General features: G+C 69.1%; 19 protein-coding genes. 11 read left to right on the top strand and 8 right to left on the bottom strand.

What is annotated here, in order from left to right:
• Positions 1-5: 5 nt before the first annotated feature.
• Positions 6-1,283: an RNA polymerase sigma factor gene (locus ACFCVM_RS01070; protein WP_375832835.1), complete on the bottom strand. Its 1,278-nt coding sequence runs from the start codon at positions 1,281-1,283 to the stop codon at positions 6-8.
• Between the two features lie 251 nt (positions 1,284-1,534).
• On the bottom strand, positions 1,535-2,461 hold the full coding sequence (locus ACFCVM_RS01065; protein ID WP_375832833.1) for a proteasome assembly chaperone family protein: 927 nt from the start codon (positions 2,459-2,461) through the stop codon (positions 1,535-1,537).
• 88 nt (positions 2,462-2,549) lie between these two features.
• On the opposite strand from ACFCVM_RS01065, the gene ACFCVM_RS01060 reads away from it, so the two are divergent.
• The 3 genes from ACFCVM_RS01060 to ACFCVM_RS01050 all read left to right on the top strand — a co-directional run bounded on the left by ACFCVM_RS01060 (position 2,550) and on the right by ACFCVM_RS01050 (position 7,092).
• Positions 2,550-4,022 carry a leucyl aminopeptidase gene (locus ACFCVM_RS01060; RefSeq protein ID WP_375832831.1) on the top strand — a complete coding sequence of 491 codons (1,473 nt, stop codon included), beginning with the start codon at positions 2,550-2,552 and terminating at the stop codon, positions 4,020-4,022.
• 98 nt (positions 4,023-4,120) lie between these two features.
• Complete coding sequence (gene lpdA / locus ACFCVM_RS01055; RefSeq protein WP_375832829.1) at positions 4,121-5,494, top strand: dihydrolipoyl dehydrogenase; 1,374 nt, start codon at positions 4,121-4,123, stop codon at positions 5,492-5,494.
• A gap of 68 nt (positions 5,495-5,562) precedes the next feature.
• Positions 5,563-7,092: a 2-oxo acid dehydrogenase subunit E2 gene (locus tag ACFCVM_RS01050; RefSeq protein WP_375832827.1), complete on the top strand. Its 1,530-nt coding sequence runs from the start codon at positions 5,563-5,565 to the stop codon at positions 7,090-7,092.
• On the opposite strand, the gene ACFCVM_RS01045 is transcribed toward ACFCVM_RS01050, so the two are convergent.
• Entirely contained in the window at positions 7,089-8,639 is a 1,551-nt protein-coding gene (locus ACFCVM_RS01045; RefSeq protein WP_375832825.1) for a hypothetical protein, read from the bottom strand. The two genes, ACFCVM_RS01050 and ACFCVM_RS01045, sit on opposite strands and share 4 nt — an antisense overlap.
• 109 nt (positions 8,640-8,748) lie before the next feature.
• On the opposite strand from ACFCVM_RS01045, the gene lipB reads away from it, so the two are divergent.
• The 4 genes from lipB (at position 8,749) to ACFCVM_RS01025 (ending at position 11,376) form a co-directional block, all read left to right on the top strand.
• Positions 8,749-9,384 (top strand): lipoyl(octanoyl) transferase LipB, encoded by a 636-nt coding sequence (lipB, locus tag ACFCVM_RS01040; protein ID WP_375832823.1) that lies wholly within the window; start codon positions 8,749-8,751, stop codon positions 9,382-9,384.
• Positions 9,381-10,370 (top strand): lipoyl synthase, encoded by a 990-nt coding sequence (lipA, locus tag ACFCVM_RS01035; RefSeq protein WP_375832821.1) that lies wholly within the window; start codon positions 9,381-9,383, stop codon positions 10,368-10,370. The genes lipB and lipA overlap by 4 nt, the downstream gene beginning before the upstream one ends.
• Positions 10,371-10,442: 72 nt before the next feature.
• Positions 10,443-11,156: a DUF4191 domain-containing protein gene (locus tag ACFCVM_RS01030; RefSeq protein WP_375832819.1), complete on the top strand. Its 714-nt coding sequence runs from the start codon at positions 10,443-10,445 to the stop codon at positions 11,154-11,156.
• Between the two features lie 34 nt (positions 11,157-11,190).
• The gene (locus ACFCVM_RS01025; RefSeq protein ID WP_375832817.1) at positions 11,191-11,376 is read left to right on the top strand and encodes a hypothetical protein; all 186 of its coding nucleotides are present in this window, start codon (positions 11,191-11,193) and stop codon (positions 11,374-11,376) included.
• Here ACFCVM_RS01025 and ACFCVM_RS01020 read toward each other — a convergent pair.
• Complete coding sequence (locus ACFCVM_RS01020) at positions 11,363-11,797, bottom strand: RDD family protein (RefSeq protein ID WP_375832815.1); 435 nt, start codon at positions 11,795-11,797, stop codon at positions 11,363-11,365. The genes ACFCVM_RS01025 and ACFCVM_RS01020 overlap by 14 nt on opposite strands.
• Before the next feature lie 137 nt (positions 11,798-11,934).
• On the opposite strand from ACFCVM_RS01020, the gene glnA reads away from it, so the two are divergent.
• Positions 11,935-13,359 carry a type I glutamate--ammonia ligase gene (gene glnA, locus ACFCVM_RS01015; RefSeq protein ID WP_375832813.1) on the top strand — a complete coding sequence of 475 codons (1,425 nt, stop codon included), beginning with the start codon at positions 11,935-11,937 and terminating at the stop codon, positions 13,357-13,359.
• 175 nt (positions 13,360-13,534) lie between these two features.
• Here the strand turns inward: glnA and ACFCVM_RS01010 are convergent, their stop codons facing one another.
• Positions 13,535-16,552 (bottom strand): bifunctional [glutamine synthetase] adenylyltransferase/[glutamine synthetase]-adenylyl-L-tyrosine phosphorylase, encoded by a 3,018-nt coding sequence (locus ACFCVM_RS01010; protein WP_375832811.1) that lies wholly within the window; start codon positions 16,550-16,552, stop codon positions 13,535-13,537.
• Positions 16,553-16,559: 7 nt separating this feature from the next.
• Positions 16,560-17,915: a glutamine synthetase family protein gene (locus tag ACFCVM_RS01005; RefSeq protein ID WP_375832809.1), complete on the bottom strand. Its 1,356-nt coding sequence runs from the start codon at positions 17,913-17,915 to the stop codon at positions 16,560-16,562.
• A gap of 99 nt (positions 17,916-18,014) precedes the next feature.
• On the opposite strand from ACFCVM_RS01005, the gene panB reads away from it, so the two are divergent.
• Positions 18,015-18,899, top strand: coding sequence for a 3-methyl-2-oxobutanoate hydroxymethyltransferase (gene panB, locus ACFCVM_RS01000; RefSeq protein ID WP_375832807.1), 885 nt, complete (start codon positions 18,015-18,017; stop codon positions 18,897-18,899).
• 24 nt (positions 18,900-18,923) lie between these two features.
• Here the strand turns inward: panB and ACFCVM_RS00995 are convergent, their stop codons facing one another.
• A complete protein-coding gene (locus ACFCVM_RS00995; protein WP_375832805.1) occupies positions 18,924-19,109 on the bottom strand; it encodes an SPOR domain-containing protein in 186 nt (61 codons plus the stop codon).
• A gap of 11 nt (positions 19,110-19,120) precedes the next feature.
• On the opposite strand from ACFCVM_RS00995, the gene map reads away from it, so the two are divergent.
• Both map and ppgK read left to right on the top strand, forming a co-directional pair.
• Complete coding sequence (gene map / locus ACFCVM_RS00990) at positions 19,121-19,987, top strand: type I methionyl aminopeptidase (RefSeq protein ID WP_375832803.1); 867 nt, start codon at positions 19,121-19,123, stop codon at positions 19,985-19,987.
• A gap of 35 nt (positions 19,988-20,022) precedes the next feature.
• Positions 20,023-20,775: a polyphosphate--glucose phosphotransferase gene (gene ppgK, locus ACFCVM_RS00985; protein WP_375832801.1), complete on the top strand. Its 753-nt coding sequence runs from the start codon at positions 20,023-20,025 to the stop codon at positions 20,773-20,775.
• A 16-nt stretch (positions 20,776-20,791) separates the two neighbouring features.
• Here ppgK and ACFCVM_RS00980 read toward each other — a convergent pair whose 3' ends face one another.
• Positions 20,792-21,496, bottom strand: a complete 705-nt coding sequence (locus ACFCVM_RS00980) for a VOC family protein (protein WP_375832799.1) — start codon at positions 21,494-21,496, stop codon at positions 20,792-20,794.
• Between the last annotated feature and the right edge of the window lie 16 nt (positions 21,497-21,512).

The following is a 21,512-nucleotide window of genomic DNA, read 5'->3' as shown; positions in this document are numbered from 1 at the left end:
GCGGCCTACTCGAGGTAGTCGCGGAGCGACTGCGAACGCGAGGGGTGACGCAGCTTCGCCATCGTCTTCGACTCGATCTGGCGGATGCGCTCACGCGTGACCCCGAAGGTGTCGCCGATCTGGTCGAGCGTCTTCGGCATGCCGTCGCCGAGGCCGAAGCGCATGCGGATGACGCCGGCCTCGCGCTCGCTCAGCGAGTCGAGGAGCGACTCGAGCTGCTTCTGCAGCATCGTGAAGCCCACCGCGTCGGCCGGGACGACCGCCTCGGTGTCCTCGATCAGGTCGCCGAACTCGCTGTCGCCGTCTTCACCGAGCGGCGTGTGCAGCGAGATTGGCTCGCGGCCGTACTTCTGCACCTCGATGACCTTCTCGGGGGTCATGTCGAGTTCGCGGCTGAGCTCTTCGGGCGTGGGCTCGCGACCCAGGTCCTGCAGCATCTGGCGCTGCACGCGGGCGAGCTTGTTGATGACCTCGACCATGTGCACGGGGATGCGGATGGTGCGCGCCTGGTCGGCCATCGCGCGGGTGATCGCCTGGCGGATCCACCACGTCGCATAGGTCGAGAACTTGAAGCCCTTGGTGTAGTCGAACTTCTCGACCGCACGGATGAGGCCGAGGTTGCCCTCCTGGATGAGGTCCAGGAACTGCATGCCACGACCCGTGTAGCGCTTCGCGAGCGAGACCACGAGGCGGAGGTTCGCGCCGAGCAGGTGGCTCTTCGCGCGCTGTCCGTCTTTCGCGACCCACTGCAGCTCGCGGCCGAGCTGCGAGCGCTTCTCGGCGTCGGTCATGTGCGAGAGCTTCTCTTCGGCGAACAGTCCCGCCTCGATGCGCATCGCGAGCTCGACCTCTTCGGCCGCGTTCAGGAGCGCGACCTTTCCGATCTGCTTCAGGTAGTCCTTGACGGGGTCGGCCGTCGCACCGGTGATGGCGCTCGAGTAGACCGGAACCTCGTCTTCGTCGTCGACCGCGCGCAGCACGAGCGCGCCAGTGGGGTGCGGCTCGACCGCGACGGCCTTCGTGTCGTCATCGTCGCCGTCGGAGGCCGAATCTTCGGCACCTTCTGCGACCTCGATGTCGACGACTTCTTCACCCTCGTCTTCGTCCTTGGCCTTCGCCTTGGCCCGGGGCTTGGTCGCGGCCTTCGCGGTCGTTGCGCGCGGCGTCTTCGCCGCGGGGGTGGCCGCAGCCTTCGCGGGCGTCTTCGCGGCGGTCGACTTCGCGGCGGTCGCGCGCTTCGCAGCGGGCTTCTCCGCCTCGCTCGCAGCCTTCGTCGTTGCCATTCGTTGAACCTCTCCTACCGTCGTGCGCTCGTGCCCTCACGGACTCGGCTCATGCACTCGGTCCGGTCGTTTTCGGACACTATGAGGACCCATGTCAAGTCCGCTGCATCGGCATGGTCTTTCACCACGCCAGCGGGCCAGAACGGGTCCTGCCTCCATTATACAGACCCGTGCACCGCAAACCGCCTGAACGGGCCCGACTCGCCCTCCTGTTGCTACAACATCGAGGCCGCGACGGGCATTCCCCGGGCTCAGCGTCCGCGCGGCGTGTCGTCGTCGTTCGCGCGGCGGAAGGCGAGGAACTTCTCGAGCTCGGCGGCGATCTCGTCGGCCGACGGCAGCTCGCCGTCTTCGTCGGTGAGCGGCGACCGGAGCGTGGTCCCCTCCATGTAGGAGTCGTGCCGCTGCTCGAGCGTGCCGACGAGCTTCGCGAGCTCGGCGTTCTCTGCAACCTGCTCATCGATTCGGGCGACGAAGTCCCGCCCCTGCTCGCGCAGCGCATCAGTCGGGAAGATGCGACCGGTCGAGGCGCTGATCGCCTCGAGCGCAGTGATCGCGGCGGAGGGGTACTCGGCGTCGGAGAGGTAGTGCGGGATGAGCAGCACGAAGCCCGTGGTCGGGTGGTCGAGCTCCTGGAGCCGGAACTCGACGAGGTGCAGCACGTTGGCGGGCACCTGCGTCGTCGGCCGCCAGATCGACATGGCCTCGATGAGCTCGGAGCGGTTGCCGCTCACGGTCACGCCGACGGGCCGCGTGTGCGGCACCGGCATGGGGATCGAGTTGATCCAGGTGGTGGACGAGACCTCGAACCGCTCGATCAGGTCGAGCACGGCCGAGCTGAACCGCTGCCACTGGTAGTCGGGCTCGAACCCGGTGAGGAGCAGGAACTGCTGGCCGAGCTCGTCGACCGCGAGGTCGAGGCTCAGTCGCGGCGGCGTGTACTCGGTGAGGTGGTCGCCCTCGAAGAGGATGATCGGCCGCCGGGCGCGATAGTCGAGCAGCTCGTCGGCCTCGAAGGATGCCACGACCGTGCTGTCGAGGGTGGAGAGCAGGTACTCGGTCGTCTGCGCGACGGCCCCGCCTGCGTCGGCGTAGCCGGTGAGACCCGCAACCAGCGGAAGCCCGGCGGGAACGATCACGTCGGGGTTCAACTCGTACAGGGAGCGGGGGTCGCGCATGCTTCCAGCCTACTGAGACCGATTGCGCCCGCCTCCGGATCACCGGTCGTCCACGTGATGCCGAGAGCGAACACGTACGATCGGTCGCATGGCTGTTCCCTCCCTCTCCGTGACCGACTCCCCCGCTGCGACCTCCGATGCCGATGTCGTGCTGCTCGCCGTTCGAAAGGGCGCCGACGGCCGCGAGCTCCTCGCCGAGGACGGCTTCGAGTGGGTCGCTGCCGCGCTCGAGACGCTCGGCGTCGGCGGCACGGCCGAAGAGCTCATCCGCCTCCCGGGTGCAGCGGGCGGCCCCCGCATCGTCGCGGTGGTGGGCGTCGGCGAGCGAGCGGATGCCCCGAGCCTCCGCCTGGCCGCCGGCAGCGCGCTCCGCCAGCTGAAGGGCGAGGTCACGGTGGCGATCGCCGTGCCGACCGCCGACGCCGACGCCGCTTCCGCGTTGCTCGAGGGCGCCGGGCTCGGCGCCTACGGGTACGACGGCTTTCGTTCGGAGTCGAGGCCGCGACCGACGACCATCGTGCTGCACTCCGTGTTCGACGACGCCGCGATCAGTCTCGACCGCGTCCGTGCAGTGGTCTCCGCCGTCGCGACCACGAAGGACCTCGTCAACATGCCGCCCGCCGACCTGTTCCCCGCGCGCCTCGCCGAGATCGCCGTCGAGACGGCCGCTGTCGTGGGCATCGGATCGAAGGTCTGGGACGAGGAGGCGCTCGCGGCCGACGGGTTCGGCGGCATCCTCGCCGTCGGTCAGGGCTCGAGCCGCGGTCCGCGGCTCGTGCGCCTCGACTACACGCCGGCCGGGGCATCCGTTCACCTCGCCCTCGTCGGCAAGGGCATCACGTACGACTCGGGCGGCATCTCGCTGAAGCCCATGATGTCGCTCGTCGGCATGAAGACCGACATGGCGGGTGCCGCGACGGTGCTCTCTGCCATGGTGGCCCTCGCCGAGCTCGAGGTGCCGATCCGGGTCACCGGCTGGCTCTGCATCGCCGAGAACCTGCCCTCCTCGACCGCGGTGCGCCCGAACGACGTGCTGCGGATCCGCGGCGGCAAGACCGTCGAGGTCATCAACACCGATGCGGAGGGCCGGCTCGTGCTCGCCGACGGCCTGGTCGCCGCGAGCGAGGAGCAGCCCGACGCGATCGTCGACGTCGCGACCCTGACCGGTGCTCAGATGGTCGCACTCGGCCACCGCATCGCGGGCCTCATGGGCGAGGAGGAGCTCGTCGCGCAGGTACGTGCAGCGGCGGACCAGGTCGACGAGTCGACGTGGCCGATGCCGCTCCCCGGCGACCTCATGCCGTACCTGAAGTCGGACGTCGCCGACCTCGCGAACACCAAGCTCGGCATGACGGTGCCCGGCATGCTGCTCGCAGGCGTCTTCCTGCAGGAGTTCGTCGGGCTCCGCACGGGCACCGAGACGCGCATCCCGTGGGCGCACCTCGACATCGCAGGGCCGTCGCACAACACCGCAGCGGGCCATGGCTTCACCGGTTCCGGCGCCACCGGCGTCGCCGTTCGCACGCTCGTCCGCCTGGGCGAGCAGCTCGTCGCAGGGTAGTAAGGTCATATGGGCGAGATCCTCGCCCATACACCCTGTCCCGGCAACGAACCGGGAGCAGTCCGTGTCGCAGATCTGGTGCGCAAGGGAGAGAGCGTTTGTCCGAGCAGAACTTTGACATTGTCGTCCTGGGCGGAGGCAGCGCCGGTTACGCCGCTGCGATCCGTGCCGTCGAACTCGGCATGACCGCCGTGGTGATCGAGAAGGACAAGCTCGGCGGCACGTGTCTCCACCGCGGTTGCATCCCCACGAAGGCCCTGCTGCACTCGGCAGAGGTCGCCGAGGTGGCCCGCGAATCTGCGAAGTACGGTGTCAAGACCTCGTTCGAGGGCGTCGACATCGCCGGCGTCTCGGCGTACCGCGAGGGCATCGTCGCGAGCAAGTGGAAGGGCCTGCAGGGCCTGCTGAAGGCACGCGGCATCCCCGTGATCGCCGGTGAGGGCCGCCTCGTCGGCGCCAACGCCGTGGCTGTCGGCGACGACCGCTACGTCGGCAAGAACGTCGTGCTCGCCACGGGCTCCTACTCGCGTTCGCTGCCGGGCCTCGAGATCGGCGGCCGCGTCATCACGAGCGAGCAGGCGCTCGAGCTCGACTTCATCCCCAAGAAGGTCGCCGTGCTCGGCGGCGGCGTCATCGGCGTCGAGTTCGCGAGCGTCTGGAACTCCTTCGGCGCCGACGTGACCATCATCGAAGCGCTGCCCCACCTCGTGCCCAACGAGGAGGAGACCATCTCGAAGCAGCTGGAGCGCGCGTTCCGCAAGCGCGGCATCGAGTACTCGCTCGGCGTGCGCTTCCAGAGCGTGACCCAGAACGACGACGGCGTCGTCGTGACGCTCGAGAACGGCACCACCTACGAGGCCGAGCTGCTGCTCGTCGCCGTCGGCCGCGGCCCGGTCACCCAGAACCTCGGGTACGAAGAGGCCGGCATCACGATCGACCGCGGCTTCGTCATCACGAACGACCGCCTCGAGACGAGCGTCCCTGGCGTCTACGCCGCCGGCGACATCGTCCCCGGGCTCCAGCTCGCGCACCGCAGCTACCAGCAGGGCATCTTCATCGCCGAGGAGATCGCGGGCCTCGCCCCGATCGTCGTCGAAGACGTGAACATCCCGAAGATCACGTACTGCGAGCCCGAGGTCGCGTCCGTCGGCTACACCGAGGCGAAGGCAGCCGAGAAGTTCGGCGCCGACCAGGTCTCGTCGTTCGAGTACAACCTCGCCGGCAACGGCAAGAGCTCGATCCTCGGTACGTCGGGCTCGATCAAGGTCGTCCGCGTGAACGAAGGACCGATCGTCGGCGTGCACATGATCGGCGGCCGTGTCGGCGAGCTCATCGCCGAGGCCCAGCTCGCCGTGAACTGGGAGGCCTACCCCGAAGACATCGCCCCGTTCATCCACGCCCACCCGACCCAGGGCGAGGCGTTCGGCGAAGCCGTGCTGAAGCTGGCCGGCAAGCCGCTCCACGCCATCTGAACACGTCGTACCCATCCACGACTGCAATAAGCTAGAAAGCGTTCCCACGCTGTGAAGGAGACAAGCGCATGAGCGAATCCGTCAGCCTCCCGGCACTCGGAGAGAGTGTCACTGAGGGCACGGTCACCCGCTGGCTGAAGAATGTCGGCGACCGTGTCGAGGTCGACGAGCCGCTGCTCGAGGTCTCGACCGACAAGGTCGACACCGAGATCCCGTCGCCCGTCGCGGGTGTCATCGAGGCGATCCTCGTCCAGGAGGACGAGACCGTCGAGGTCGGCACTGCGCTCGTGACGATCGGCGACGGATCGGGTGCAGCCGCTGCTCCGGCCGCTCCCGAGGCTGCAGCGCCCGTCACCGAGGCTGCTCCGGCAGCTCCTGCCGAGCCGGCCGCGCCTGCGGCACCGGTCGCCGAGCCGGCCGCTCAGGCACCGGCTGCTCCGGCTGCTCCCCCGGCACCCGCCGCGGAGCCCGTCGCGCCCGCAGCACCGGTCGCCGAGCCCGTCGCACAGGCACCGGCAGCACCGGTCGCTCCTGCGGCACCCGTCGCCGAGCCCGTCGCACAGGCGCCGGCCGCTCCCGCAGCACCCGTCGCCGAGCCCGTCGCACAGGCACCGGCAGCTCCTGCTGCTCCTGCAGCACCCGTGGCCGAGCCTGCCGCACCGGCAGCTCCGGCAGCGCCGACCGGTGGTTCGCACGCCGGCCCCGCCGGCTACGTCACCCCGATCGTCCGCAAGCTCGCGAACGAACAGGGCGTCGACCTCGCCAGTGTCACCGGCACGGGCGTCGGCGGTCGAATCCGCAAGCAGGACGTCATCTCGGCGAACGTCGCTCCCGCGGCATCCGCTGAGGCCGCTCCGGCCCGTCAGGAGCTCGAGATCTCGCCGCTGCGCGGCACGACCGTGCCGATGACGCGCCTGCGCAAGGTCGTGGCCGAGCGCGCCGTGGTCTCGATGACCTCGACCGCGCAGCTGACGACCGTCGTCGAGGTCGACGTGACCCGTGTTGCGCGCCTGCGCGACAAGGTCAAGGGCGACTTCCTCGCCAAGACCGGCAACAAGCTCTCGTTCCTGCCGTTCTTCGCGATGGCAGCGGCCGAGGCGCTCCGCGCGTACCCGATCATCAACTCCACCGTCGACGGCGATAGCATCGTCTACCCGGCGCAAGAGAACATGAGCATCGCGGTCGACACCGAGCGCGGCCTGCTCACGCCGGTGATCCGCGACTCGGCCGAGCTCGACATCGCCGGCCTCGCCGCGCAGATCGCCGACCTCGCCGAGCGCACCCGCAACAACCAGCTGAAGCCCGATGAGCTGTCGGGGGGCACCTTCACCCTGACGAACACCGGCTCGCGCGGTGCGCTCTTCGACACGCCGGTCGTGTTCCTGCCGCAGTCGGCGATCCTCGGCACCGGCACCGTCGTGAAGCGTCCCGTGGTCGTCTCGACCGATGGCGCCGACGCGATCGCCGTGCGTTCGATGGTCTACCTGGCGCTCTCGTACGACCACCGCATCATCGACGGCGCCGACGCCGCCCGCTTCCTCACCGCGGTCAAGCAGCGGCTCGAAGAGGGTGCGTTCGAGGCGGACCTCGGCATCTAGCCGAAGATCTCTCGAAGTCGCCAACCGGCCTCGCCCCTCATCACGAGGAGCGAGGCCGGTTCTCGTTCGACGTCTGCGTAGGGAACGGTCACGAGCACCGCCGAGCCCATCTCGGCGGCCACGGCGATTCGCGACGGATCGAAGGCCGATGGCGGGGCTCCCCCGTCGCGGGCGACGCCCATCGCCGCGACGTCGTCGGCCTCTGCGGCGGACCCCGGCTGCACGATCGTCTCCAAGCAGGCCAGATCGAGCTGATCGAAGCACCCAGCGCGTCGGGAGAGCAGGGCCTGCACGGCCGCCACCACATCATCTCCGGACGTCGCACCTTCTGCGGTGACGGCCCCGCCATCGGCCGGTGCGGCCGGTTCCGATGGTTCGGCGGCCACCGCCCGGTCGACCCGCGCGGGTGCTTCGCGTCCGTCGCCCGAGGACACGGCACCGCTCGCCCCGGGTGGCACCAGCGTGAGCACCACGACGAGCGCTCCGCCGCCCATCAGGGAACCGACGATGAGTGCCGGTCTCCGCCGACGCAGGATCGTACGCACACGGCTCACGACGCCGACGGGCGAGTTCTGAGTGCTGGACGACCCAGCCGGGTTCACGCCTCGACGCCCGTCTGCCACGAAGCCGGGCCACTGCGCGAGATCGAGCACGGTGCGGATCGCGCCTCGCGCGGGAGCATCGGATGCATCGTCGCCGTGCTCCTCGTGAAGCTGAACGGCGAGCGGTGCCGTCACCCGCGACGGAAGGCCCGCCCGAGGCGCTGCGACCTCGATGCCACGAATCGGTGAGGGATGCGCGGCCGCGAAGAGCGCCCGTTCGAGCTCCGCTTCGCACGGCATGAACGGCCGGGTCGTCAGTCGCGATCGCATCAGTTCGACGACCGCGGCGAACGCTTCGGGCCGCTCCGTCGAAGCAGTCACTTCGAGAACCAGGTCGGCGAGGGCGACGTGGCCCGCGCGAAGGAGCGGAGTGCGCTCGTGAGGCGGCACCGGGAGCCGCTCGAGCCCGCCGAGACCGGTGAGCCGCGGGCGCCCCTGACCGTCGAGCAGGACGTCTGCCGGTGAGAGCCGCGTGTGCACGAATCCTCGCCGTGCGAGCTCTCCGACCGCGACGGTGATCGGCGCGAGCATCGTGACCGCTTCGCCTGGAGCGATGCGACGCTCGGCGATGACCCGAGCGATCGATGCGCCCGCGAGACGTTCCACTGCGAGTGCGCAACGCCCGTCGTCGAGCGTCGCGACATCGTAGAGCGCGGGCAGCGAGCCCGAGGCATCCGTCGACATCGCTTCGATCTCGAGGGCGAGCGCCGCCCCGCTCGCGGCAGCGTCGTAGACCCGCACGACCACGAGCGGCGCCGGCTCATCGGCCGTGCCGTCGACGGCGGCGAGGAACACGTCGGCGCGCTCACCCGACGCGATGCGTCGCAACAACCGGTAGCCGGCGATGGTCGACTCCCCAGCGGGCCGGAGATCGTGCATCGACGGGCCGGCGTCGGAGCCGTCGTTGGAGCCACGACGGGGGCCTCGCCTCGAGGATCGAACCATGCCGTCGAGCTTGCCCGCCGCCGCTCGTCACCGCCGTGTCAGTCGCCGGTCTGCGGAGTCGAGCCCGTCGAAGACCGCTGTCGAGGAGGAGTGACCTAAGCTGTTTCCCATGCTCGACATCGTCGTCACGGGGCTAAGCGCCAACTCCGTGCCGTACATCGAGGGTCTCGACCTTCAGCGCGCCGTCCATCGCGCGGTTGTCGGGGGCGAACGCCCCGACACCGTACTCCTTCTGGAGCACCCCTCCGTCTACACCGCCGGCAAGCGCACTGCGCCCGACGAACGGCCGACCGACGGGACTCCCGTCATCGACGTCGATCGCGGCGGCAAGATCACCTGGCACGGCCCCGGCCAACTGGTCGGGTATCCGATCCTGCGCCTGCCCGAACCCATCGACGTCGTCGGCTACGTCCGTCGGCTCGAGGGCATCCTCATCGACGTCCTCGCCGACATCGGTCTCGAGTCGCGACGCGTCGACGGCAGGTCCGGCGTCTGGGTCGGCCCGCCGGGCCGCGAGAACAAGATCGCGGCCATCGGCATCAGGGTCGAGAGCGGCGTCACCATGCACGGCTTCGCCCTCAACGCGAGCAACGAGCTCGACGCATACGAACGGATCGTCGCCTGCGGCATCCGCGACGCCGGAGTGACGACGATCAGCCGCGAACTTGGTCGCACCGTGACCCCGGCCGATCTCGTCGAGCCGATCTCCGCGCGATTCCGCGCCGAGGCGGCGATCGCCGCGTGAGCACCGCACCAGAGGGGCGCAGGATGCTGCGCCTCGAAGTCCGCAACGCCCAGACGCCGATCGAACGCAAGCCCGAGTGGATCAAGACACGCGCGAAGATGGGGCCCGAGTACCGGGCGCTGCAGTCGCTCGTGAAGAGCGAAGACCTGCACACCGTGTGCCAGGAAGCCGGCTGCCCGAACATCTACGAGTGCTGGGAGGATCGCGAGGCGACCTTCCTCATCGGCGGATCGCAGTGCACGAGGCGCTGCGACTTCTGTCAGATCGACACCGGCAAGCCGGCCGACTTCGACGCCGACGAGCCGCGCCGCGTGGGTGAATCGGTGGTGCGCATGCAGCTCCGCTATTCCACCGTCACGGGCGTCGCCCGCGACGACCTGCCCGACGGCGGCGCCTGGCTCTACGCCGAGACGATCCGCGAGATCCACCGGCAGTCGCCCGGCACGGGAGTGGAGATCCTCGTGCCCGACTTCAACGGCGTGCCCGAGCTGCTCGGCGAGGTGTTCTCCGCACGCCCCGAGGTGTTCGCCCACAACGTCGAGACCGTTCCGCGCATCTTCAAGCGCATCCGCCCGGCATTCCGCTACGAACGCTCGCTCGACGTGATCACGCAGGGCCGTGATGCCGGCCTCATCACGAAGTCGAACCTCATCCTCGGCATGGGCGAAGAGCGGGCGGAGGTCTCGCAGGCCCTGCAGGACCTGCACGACGCCGGCACCGACATCATCACGGTGACCCAGTACCTGCGACCGAGTCCGCGGCACCTGCCGGTCGCGCGCTGGGTACGCCCCGAGGAGTTCATCGAGATCAAGGAGGAGGCCGAGGCGATCGGATTCCTCGGCGTCCTCGCCGGCCCCCTCGTGCGCTCCTCCTACCGGGCAGGCCGCCTCTGGGCCCAGTCGATGCATGCGAAGGGTCGAGAGCTTCCCGCAGAGCTCTCGCATCTCGCCGACGCGTCGCTCGGCTTCGCGCAGGCGGTCGGCTAGCGGCATCCGTCGTCTCGGACCGCGACGAGATCGCGGTCCGAGACGGCCCTCCGCGCCGGTATCCTTGAGAACATGGCACGCACCAAGGACGCATCGAAGGCTCAGAAGGAGCCCGGCCGCATGAAGCAGATGTGGCAGGTCTTCCAGATGACCCGCCGCTACGATTCCACCGCGCAGTGGCTGATGCTCCTCGGTTTCCTCGCCCCCGTGCTGGTGGGCCTGGGCCTGGCGCTCTGGCTGAGCGAGGGCAACGGCTTCACGATCGCCCTCTGGGTCGTCGCCGGCGTGCTCGCGGGTCTGCTCATCGCACTCGTGATCCTCGGCCGTCGCGCCGAGCGCGCCGCGTACTCCCAGATCGAGGGCCAGCCCGGCGCCGTGGGCGCCGTGCTCCGCAGCGGCCTCCGCGGCGGCTGGATGGGCAACGAGATGCCCGTCGCCGTGAACGGCAAGACGCAAGACGCCGTCTACCGCGCCGTCGGCCGCGGCGGCGTCGCGCTCATCAGCGAGGGCCCCGTCTCGCGCACGAAGCGCATGCTCGACGACGAGCAGCGCAAGGTCACCCGAATCCTTCCGAACGTGCCGGTCACGCAGATCTCGGTCGGCGACGACGAGGGCTCGATCGCGCTCCACAAGCTCCCGGTGACGCTGCGCAAGACGAAGAAGGCGCTCACCAAGCCCGAGGTGCTGGCGGTCTCCAACCGCCTCAACTCGCTGCAGTCCTCGCTGCCGATCCCGAAGGGCATCGACCCGATGAAGGCGCGGCCGCAGCGAGGCAAGATGCGCTGACCCGGCACTGAACGGCACGAACGCGGCCTCCGTCATGACGGGGGCCGCGTTCTCGTTTCCGCAGACGGCCGACGCATCCGACTCGGCGAGCCGCCCCGTCGGCACGGCAGAGGGCGTCAACACGCAGGTCGTGCTCGTCTTGCGCGGCGGCACCGTCGCGCCGCTCGCGATCTGCGGAGCCTGCGAGGGAGCTGACCCGACCCCGCCTAGTAGCGGATGAGCACCGTGCCGGCGACCTTGTCGTGGAAGCCGCGCTGGTCCGAGTCCCAGACGAGCGCCGGAACCACGATCAGGAGGAGTGCGGTACGCACCACGGGGCGCCAAGGGCCGACCCAGCCGCCATCGAGCGGAATGACCCGCATGCCGAGCAGGCGGTGCCCGAGGCTTCCGCCGATGGTCGGGATGAAGACGATCTGCAGCACGGCGAACACGAGCGGAGTCACCCAGGTGTAGGCGACGGACTCGTACGGCGTGAAGAGCAGCGAGATGAGCATCGCGCTCGCCCAGTCGACGAGCAGCGCGGCGAGACGCCGACCGGCGCGAGCCACCGAACCGCGCCCTTCGCTCGGCAGTCCGAGGCGCTCCCCCGGCCACCGGCTCGGTTCGAGGTCTCCGAAGGTCTGGGGTTTCGCGTCAGGCACCGAATGAGTCTACCGAGTGGCGCTGGGCGTAACATGGCCGAAACATTCCGGTCATGGCAGGGAAACGGCACCCGGCTAGCGTCACTACCGGCTGTGAAAGTCCGTCCGGTTCTAGTCCTCTTGGAGACTGCGCAAACATGTTCAGCGATTCGTCCGAAGTTCTCAAGTTCATCAAGGAGACGGATGTCAAGTTCCTCGACATCCGCTTCACCGACCTTCCGGGCGTGCAGCAGCACTTCAACATCCCGGCCTCCACTGTCGATGAAGAGTTCTTCACCGTCGGCCAGCTGTTCGACGGCTCCTCGATCCGTGGCTTCGCGAACATCCACGAGTCCGACATGCAGCTCATCCCCGACGTGACGACCGCGTACGTCGACCAGTTCCGCGCCGAGCGCACGCTCGTCATGGTCTTCGACATCTACAACCCGCGCAACGGCGAGATCTACTCGAAGGACCCGCGCCAGGTTGCCAAGAAGGCCGAGAAGTACCTCGCGTCGACCGGCATCGCCGACACCGCGTACTTCGCCCCCGAGGCCGAGTTCTACATCTTCGACGACGTGCGTTACGAGGTGAACCAGCACTCGAGCTTCTACTCGGTCGACTCCGAAGAGGGCGCCTGGAACAGCGGCCGCAAGGAGGAGGGCGGCAACCTCGCCAACAAGACCCCGTTCAAGGGCGGCTACTTCCCGGTCAGCCCGGTCGACAAGACGGCGGACCTGCGCGACGACATCTCGCTCAAGCTCATCGAGGCGGGTTTCCAGCTCGAGCGCTCGCACCACGAGGTGGGCACCGGCGGACAGCAGGAGATCAACTACCGCTTCGACACGATGGTGCACGCGGCCGACGACATCCTGAAGTTCAAGTACATCGTGAAGAACACCGCAGATCAGTGGGGCAAGACGGCGACGTTCATGCCGAAGCCGCTCTTCGGCGACAACGGCTCGGGCATGCACACCCACCAGTCACTCTGGAACGACGGCAAGCCGCTGTTCTACGACGAGGCGGGCTACGGCGGACTCTCCGACCTCGCGCGCTGGTACATCGGCGGCCTGCTGAAGCACGCTCCGGCCGTGCTCGCCTTCACCAACCCGAGCGTCAACTCCTTCCGTCGCCTCGTTCCCGGCTTCGAGGCTCCCGTCAACCTCGTGTACTCGGCCGGCAACCGCTCGGCGTGCATCCGCATCCCGATCACCGGAACCAACCCGAAGGCGAAGCGCATCGAGTTCCGCGTGCCCGATGGCGCGAGCAACCCGTACCTCGCCTTCGCCGCACAGCTCATGGCCGGCCTCGACGGCATCAAGAACCGCATCGAGCCCCACGAGCCCGTCGACAAGGACCTCTACGAGCTCCCGCCCGAGGAGGCCAAAGCCATCCCGCAGCTGCCGGGTTCGCTCGACGCAGCGCTCGACGCGCTCGAGGCCGACCACGACTTCCTCCTCGAAGGCGGCGTGTTCACCAAGGAACTCATTGAGACCTGGATCGACTACAAGCGCGAGAAGGAGCTGAAGCCCCTCGCTCAGCGCCCTCACCCGTTCGAGTTCGAGCTCTACTACGGCGTCTGATCCTGCAGCCCCCTCTGCAGTCCCCAGGATCCGAGCCTGCATCCCCCCTGCAGTCGTAGGATCCGGCCTGGATGGGCCCGCACCGCTTCGGCGGGGCGGGCCCATCCGTCGTTTCACGGCGGTACGACGATTCGGGTCGCCGAGATCTCGGGTCGGTCGACCGGACGTCGCGCGTTCAGCCGATGGACGGTTCGCGGCGCGGCTCGACCCCGTAGAAGCCGCGATCGAAGACGGCTCGTGCACGGCGTGTGACGTGCAGGTAGTCCTGCTCGAGCTGCGTCGCCGAGCCGGGCGGGTAGCCCATGATGCGGGCGACGCCCTCGAGCTGCGAGCGCTCGACGGGCAGCACGTCGGTCGTGCGGTCGAGCCAGAGCGTGAGCGCCGAGCGGGCACGTGACGCGAAGACCCAGGCCGCGCGCAGCGTCTCGGCGTCGGATGCATCGACCAGACCGTGCTCGACCGCCGCAGCAAGCGCGTCGAGCGTCGACGTCGTGCGCAGCGCGGGCACTGCTGCTGCGTGCTGCAACTGGATGAGCTGCACGAACCACTCGACGTCGGAGAGCGAGCCGCGGCCGAGCTTCAGGTGCCGGTTCGGGTCGGCGCCCTGGGGCAACCGCTCGTTCTCGACGCGAGCCTTGATGCGCTTGACCTCGCGCACGTCGCGCTCGCTGATCGCCTCGGGATAGCGCACGGTGTCGGCGAGTTCGGTGAACTCGTCGATGAGCACGTGATCGCCCGCGACCCCGCGTGCGCGCAGCAGTGCCTGGGCCTCCCACGTCAGGGACCATCTCGCGTAGTACGCGCGATAGGCGTCGAGCGAGCGGGCGACGACGCCATTGCGACCCTCTGGTCGCAGGTCTGCGTCGAGGTCGAACGGCAGCCGGGCGTCTTCGCTGAGGCGTACGAGCTCCGCCACGATGCGCAGCGCGCGCGAATGGGCGGCGTCTGCTGCGGCATCCGTCGCCCGGTACACGTAGATGATGTCGGCGTCGGATCCGATGCCGAGCTCGCGGCCGCCGAAGCGGCCCATGCCGATGACCGCGAACTCGATGCCGTCCGGCTCGCCGCCGCGGATCGCGGCGACGAGTGCGGCGATGTGGTTCTCGGTGACGTCGCTGAGGGCGTGGCCGAGCTCTTCGACGGCGCAGACGTCGAGAATGCCCGACAGCGCGAGTCGCAGCACCTCGCGGCGACGGATGGCGCGGAAGATCTTGGCCGCGACGTCGGGCTCCTCGTGACGACGGAGCACCGCTCTGCCCTCGTCTTCGAGCGCCGCGATCGACCGAGGTCGCAGCTCGTCGAGGTCTTCGAGCCACGCGACCGATTCTGGGCTCCGCTCGAGCAGTTCGGCGGCGAAGCGCGAGCCCGAGAGCACGCGCGTCAATCGCAGTGCCGCGTCGGAGGAGTCGCGAAGCAGCCGCAGGTACCAGTGAGTGGTGCCGAGCGTGTCGCTGAGGCGCCGGAAGGAGAGCAGCCCGAAGTCGGGGTCGGTGCCGTCGGCGAACCACGAGATGAGCACCGGCATGAGGGTGCGCTGGATCTGAGCACGCCGCGAGACGCCGGTGGTGAGCGCGGCGATGTGCGCGAGTGCACCGCGGGGGTCGCGGAAGCCGATGGCCGCGAGACGCGCTTCGGCCTGTGCGCTCGTGAGGCCGAGACCGGACGCCGGCAGCGCCGCCACGGCCGACAGCAGCGGCCGGTAGAAGAGCCGTTCATGCAGCCCGCGCACCCGCTGGCGCGTGCTCTGCCAGACAGCGGTGAGCTCGTCTGCGGTGCGGCCGAGTCCGGAGGCACGGGCGAGCACGCGGAGCCGGTGCTCGTCGCGCGGCATCAGGTGCGTTCGGCGCAAGCGCTCGAGCTGGACCCGGTGTTCGAGCACGCGAAGCACCCGATAGTCGCGCGCGAACTCGGCCGCCTCCTCGCGGCCCACGTAGCCGAGTTCGGCGAGTGCTGCGAGCGCCGGGAGGGTTCCGCGCTGGTGGATGCCGTCGTCGGAGGCGCCGTGCACGAGTTGCAGCAGCTGCACGGTGAACTCGATGTCGCGGATGCCGCCCGGCCCGAGCTTGATCTGCACGTCGACCTCGTCGGCGGGGATGTGCTCGGTGACCCGTTCGCGCATGCCCTGCACAGACTCGACGAAGCCCTCGCGACTCGAACTCGACCACACCTTCGGCGCGACCCCGGCGATGTACCGGCCGCCGAGCTCGAGGTCGCCGGCGATCGGTCGTGCCTTCAGCAGCGCCTGGAACTCCCAGCTCTTCGCCCAACGGTCGTAGTACTGCAGGTGCGATTCGAGGGTGCGCACGAGTGCGCCGTCCTTGCCTTCCGGGCGGAGGTTCGGATCGACCTCCCAGAGCGGCGGCTCGATGCCGGGTTCGCCGATGATGCGCATCGTCAGCATGGCGAGTCGGGTCGCGATGTCGAGCGCCCGCGGAGTGGAGACCACGTCTTCGTCGGCGGACTCGGCGACGAAGATGACGTCGACGTCGCTCACGTAGTTCAGCTCGCGGGCCCCCGCCTTGCCCATGCCGATGACCGCGAGCCGCGTCGCCTCGACTTCGGCGACCGGATAGCGACCGGGTGAGGCCGGCTCCCCCGGCTCTCGCCCGACCACACGACGAGCGGCCACGAGCGCCGCGTCGAGCGTTGCGCCGGCCAGGTCGGCCAGGCCCGCTGCGACCACGTCGACGACGTCGACCGCGTCGGCTCGGGTGAGGTCGTACACGGCGATGTCGGCGAGGAGCCGGCGGTACCGGATGCGGATCGCCCTGGCCGCAGCTTCGGGCAGATCGGCAGGTGCGGCCGAGACCTCGTCGAGCGCTGCGAGCAGCGACGCGCGTGCCTCTGCGACACTCGGCGGGGCGACCGGCACCTGCGCGAAGATCGCGAGATCCGACGGATGCCGCAGCAGGAAGTCGGCGAAGCCCCGCGATGCCCCGACGAGTCGCACCAGGCGCGCTGCCGCGTTCTCGTGTTCGAGCACGCCTGCGAGCTCGATCGGCGCCTGCTCGTGGAGACGTGTGACGGCCGCGAGCGCCTCGTCGGGGTCAGCTGCCTGAGCGAAGACGTCGAGGAGCGAGTCGAACTCGATGCCGGTCTCCGTCGACAGCGATTCGAGCGCCACCGAAGAGCCGCTCAGTTCGACGAAGCCCGCACGAGCGACTCTTCCGAGCGTGGGGGCCTGACGAGACATCCGTGCGTCAGAGGATCTCGAGGTTGCGCTGCAACTCGAACGGCGTGACCTCCGAGCGGTAGTCGCGCCACTCGGCTCGCTTGTTCGCGAGCACGTAGTTGAACACCTGCTCGCCGAGCGTCTCGGCGACGAGCTCCGATTCCTCCATGAGCTGCACCGCGTGATCGAGGCTCGCGGGCAGCGGGTCGTAGCCGAGTGCCCGTCGCTCGCGATCGGTCAGCGCCCACACGTCGTCTTCGGCCTCGGGCGGGAGCTCGTACCCCTCTTCGATGCCCTTCATGCCCGCAGCCAGGAGCAGCGAGAACGCGAGGTACGGGTTCGCCGCGGAGTCGATCGCCCGGTACTCGACTCGAGCGCTCTGCCCCTTGCCGGGCTTGTAGAGCGGCACACGCACGAGCGCGGATCGATTGTTGTGCCCCCAGCAGACGAAGCTGGGCGCCTCGGCGAGCTTGTCGGGCCCGACTCCGCCCCACAGTCGCTTGTACGAGTTCACGAACTGGTTGGTGACGGCGGTGATCTCGGGAGCATGCGTCAGCAGCCCGGCGATGAACTGCCGGCCGACCTTCGAGAGCTGGTACTGAGCGCCGGCCTCGTAGAAGGCGTTGGCATCGCCCTCGAACAGCGACATGTGCGTGTGCATGCCGCTACCGGGCTGCCCGGCGAACGGCTTCGGCATGAACGTCGCGTAGACGCCCTGCTCGATCGCGACCTCCTTGATGACGGTGCGGAACGTCATGATGTTGTCGGCGGTGGTCAGCGCGTCGGCGTACCGCAGGTCGATCTCGTTCTGGCCCGGGCCCGCCTCGTGGTGGCTGAACTCGACCGAGATGCCGAGGTCTTCGAGCATGCGCACCGATCGGCGACGGAAGTCGTGGGCGGTGCCGCCCGGCACGTTGTCGAAGTAGCCGGCCGAGTCGACGGGCTCGGGACCCGACGGGCCGTACTTCGACGACTTGAGCAGGTAGAACTCGATCTCGGGGTGCGTGTAGAAGGTGAAGCCGCGATCGGCCGCACGCGCGAGGGTGCGCTTCAGCACGTTGCGAGGGTCGGAGACCGCGGGCTCGCCGTCGGGCGTCGTGATGTCGCAGAACATGCGCGCGGTGGGGTCGATGTCTCCGCGCCACGGCAAGGTCTGGAACGTCGTGGGATCGGGGTAGGCGAGCAGGTCGGACTCGAAGGTGCGGCTGAGCCCCTCGATCGCCGAGCCGTCGAAGCCGATGCCCTCGGTGAACGCTCCCTCGACCTCGGCCGGAGCGATCGCCACCGACTTCAGGGTTCCGACCACGTCGGTGAACCAGAGCCTGACGAACTTGACCCCTCGCTCCTCGATCGTGCGAAGAACGAAGTCGCGCTGCTTATCCATCCACACCCTCTCTCGCACCTCTCAGCGTACTGGCTCGCGGTGCCGGCCCGCGCGCGCCCGCGAGGCGGTGACGGATGTCGCGTGTGCCAGACTTGCCCCATGTCAGGCGAGCCCCAGAACGCAGCATCCGACACGTCGGCCGTCACCGAGCAGAACCCCTACGGTGGTGCCGCCGCAAGCGGAGGGCCGAAGCGCGTGCGAACCCGACACTTCCAGAACGCGAAGCGCGACGGCATCAAGATCACGGGACTCACGAGCTACGACCAGCTCACGGCTCGCATCTTCGACGAGGCGGGCATCGACTTCCTGCTCGTCGGCGACTCGGCCGGCAACAACGTCTTCGGCTACGAGACCACGCTGCCCGTCACGGTCGATGAGCTGATCCCCCTTACTCGCGCGGTCGCCGGTGCGGTCAAGCGCGCCTTCGTGGTCGCCGACATGCCGTTCGGGTCCTACGAGAACGGCCCCGAAGATGCACTCCACACGGCCGTTCGGTTCATGAAGGAGACCGGAGCGCACGCCGTGAAGCTCGAGGGCGGTGAGCGCAGCCACAAGCAGATCCGCCGCATCGTGGCCGCCGGCATCCCGGTGATGGCGCACATCGGTTACACGCCGCAGAGCGAGCACGGACTCGGCGGCCACGTCATCCAGGGCCGCGGCGAGGGCGTGAAGCGCCTCCTCGCCGATGCCAAGGCCGTGCAGGACGCCGGTGCGTTCGCCGTCGTGCTCGAGATGGTGCCGGCGGATGCCGCGCGGCAGGTCACCGAACTCCTCGACATCCCGACGATCAGCGTCGGCGCCGGCCCCGACACCGACGGGCAGCTGCTCGTCTGGACCGACTGGGCGGGCCTCACGATCGGCCGAGTGCCGAAGTTCGTGAAGCAGTACGCCGACCTCTCCGGCATCCTCAGCGCCGCCGCGAAGGAATGGCGCGCCGACGTCGAAGCGGGCGTCTACCCGAACTCCGAGCACTCCTACGAGTAGCGGGTCGCCGAAGACGGCCTCGGCTCAATCTTCGGCGGCCTCTTCTTCAGCCCACTTGGCGCTGTTCGCACGCAGGATCTCGAGCGCCCGCTCGGCCTCGGAGCGGGTCTCGAAGGGCCCCACCCGATCGACCGACGGCGACACGAATCCCTGCTCCACCTCACCGGTGTTCAGGTTGTACCAGAACATGTGCTCGACATCCTCGGCCATAGGCTGATCCTATGCCCAAGGACGCCTCAGGCCACCTGATTCCCGGCCGTCTGTCGCCGCTTCGCGCGGTGCCCGCCTCGATCCCGCGCCCGGAGTACGTCGGCAAGCGTGCGCCGGCGCCGTACACCGGCGGCGATCGGTACACGCCGGAGGAAGTCGAGCTCGTTCGAGCGGCCGGGCGTGTCGCGGCCGGTGCGATCGAGGCGGCCGCCGCCGCGATCCGTCCCGGCGTCACGACCGACGAACTCGACCGCATCGCGCACGAGTACGTGGTCGCGCACGGCGCCTACCCGTCGACGCTCGGCTACCGCGGCTTCCCGAAGTCGTCGTGCACCTCGGTCAACGAGGTCATCTGCCACGGCATCCCCGACGACACCGTGCTCGCCGACGGCGATCTCGTCAACATCGACGTCACGGCCTTCCTCGACGGCTACCACGGCGACCTCAACCACACGTTCCTGGTCGGTGAGGCGAGCGAGGCGGCGACGCAACTCGTCGAGTGCACGCGTGAGGCGCTGCGCCGTGGCATCCGTGCGGTCGCTCCCGGCCGCGAGGTCAACGTGATCGGCCGGGCGATCGAGGCGTATGCGAAGCGGTTCGGCTATGGCGTCGTGCGCGACTACACCGGCCACGGGGTCGGGCGCGCGTTCCACTCGGGGCTGATCATCCCCCACTACGACGCTCCCGAATACGACACCGTGATGGAGCCGGGCATGATCTTCACGATCGAGCCGATGCTCACGCTCGGCGGCGGCATCGAATGGGATGTCTGGGCCGACGACTGGACGATCGTGACGCGCGATCGCTCGCTCACCGCGCAGTTCGAGCACACGCTCGTCGTCACCGAACGCGGCGCCGAGATCCTGACCCTTCCCTGAACGCCGCCCGAACGCCCCGCGATAGTGTGGCGGCTATGGCGACACAGCACGCGATCGGAATCGACATCGGCGGCACCGGCATCAAGGGTGCGGTCGTCGACCTCGGCACCGGGCGGCTCGTCTCCGAGCGGCGCAAGGTCGCGACACCCGAGGGCGGCCGACCGGCCGACATCCTGGCCGCGACCGCTGAACTGCTCGACGGCTTCTCCGACGAGTTCGGCGACGCGCTCCCGCTGGGCCTGTGCTTCCCCGCCATCGTCAAGCACGGCCGTACGCTCTCGGCCGCGAACATCTCGAAGGAGTGGATCGGCCTGCCCGCCGAGGAGCTCTTCGAGAACGCCTTCGGTCGCGAGATCCACTTCATCAACGATGCGGATGCCGCCGGCTACGCCGAGGCCCGCTACGGCGCCGCACAGGGTGCGGAGGGCCTCGTCATCCTGACGACGCTCGGCACGGGCATCGGCTCAGCGTTCCTCTACGACGGCGTGCTCGTGCCGAACACGGAGCTCGGGCACATCGAACTCGACGGCCGCGAAGCCGAGAAGAACGCCGCCTACTCGGCGATGGAGCGGGAGGCGCTCGACTGGCCCGAATGGGCGAGCCGGCTGCAGCGGTTCTACGCCCACGTCGAGTTCATCTTCTCGCCCGACCTCTTCGTGGTCGGCGGCGGGGTCTCGAAGCATCACGCGCAGTTCCTGCCGCTGCTCGACCTGAAGACGCCGATCGTGCCTGCGACGCACCGCAACAACGCGGGCATCCTCGGCGCCGCGTCGCTCGCAGTGCACTAGATCGCGCGTCGGCGGATCACTCCTTCTTCGCGGCGGATGCGTCGACGCAGACGACTCCCCGGTTGCCGTCGTGGTCGGCGATCACCGTGAGCCCTGGCGCGTCGCTGTCGTCGATGACGGTTCCGCCCGCAGCGAGGGCGGCGGCGATCCGTTCCTCGGCCACCTCGGGCGCGACGTAGACCTCGAGGTGGAACCGCTGCGGGGTCTCATGCCCGTCGGCCTCCTCGAACCACAGGTTCGGCACCCGCCCCGTGGCATCCCGGATCTCGTCGCTGGGCACCCCGCGGCCCTGGGACTCGGCGCTCCCAGTCAGGAGGGCTGCCCACACCGGGGCGATCGTCGCTGAGCGAGCGGTGTCGAGGCCGAGCTCGATCTCGCTGACCGAGGCAGGGTCGGCGGCGAGCCCACGGTCGGCAGCGATCGAGGTGATGCGTCGCGCGAGGTCGACGTCCTGCTGCGTCACCCATTCGACGACGTATTCGGTGCCCTCGCCGTCGCGGTAGACGGCGTCGTCGCTGACCAACTCGAGATCGACGAACCCGTTGCCGATCGACACTCTCGGGTGGTGGCCGAACGCGTCACCCGCCTCGCCTACCGCGAGGACGAACCGCGCGCCGGTGCCGAAATCGTCGACGAGGTACCTGGCATGCAGTCCCTGGGCGAGCTTGCGCCAGTCGGTCAGGTCGGCCGCGGCGATCTGATCGCCCTTCAGCATGTCCATGGACGGGGAGTCTAAT

Origin of the sequence: Agromyces sp. NPDC056389 (assembly GCF_042262385.1) — a bacterium.
Taxonomy (GTDB): Bacteria; Actinomycetota; Actinomycetes; order Actinomycetales; family Microbacteriaceae; genus Agromyces.
This window is presented reverse-complemented; position numbering and strand designations above follow the sequence as displayed.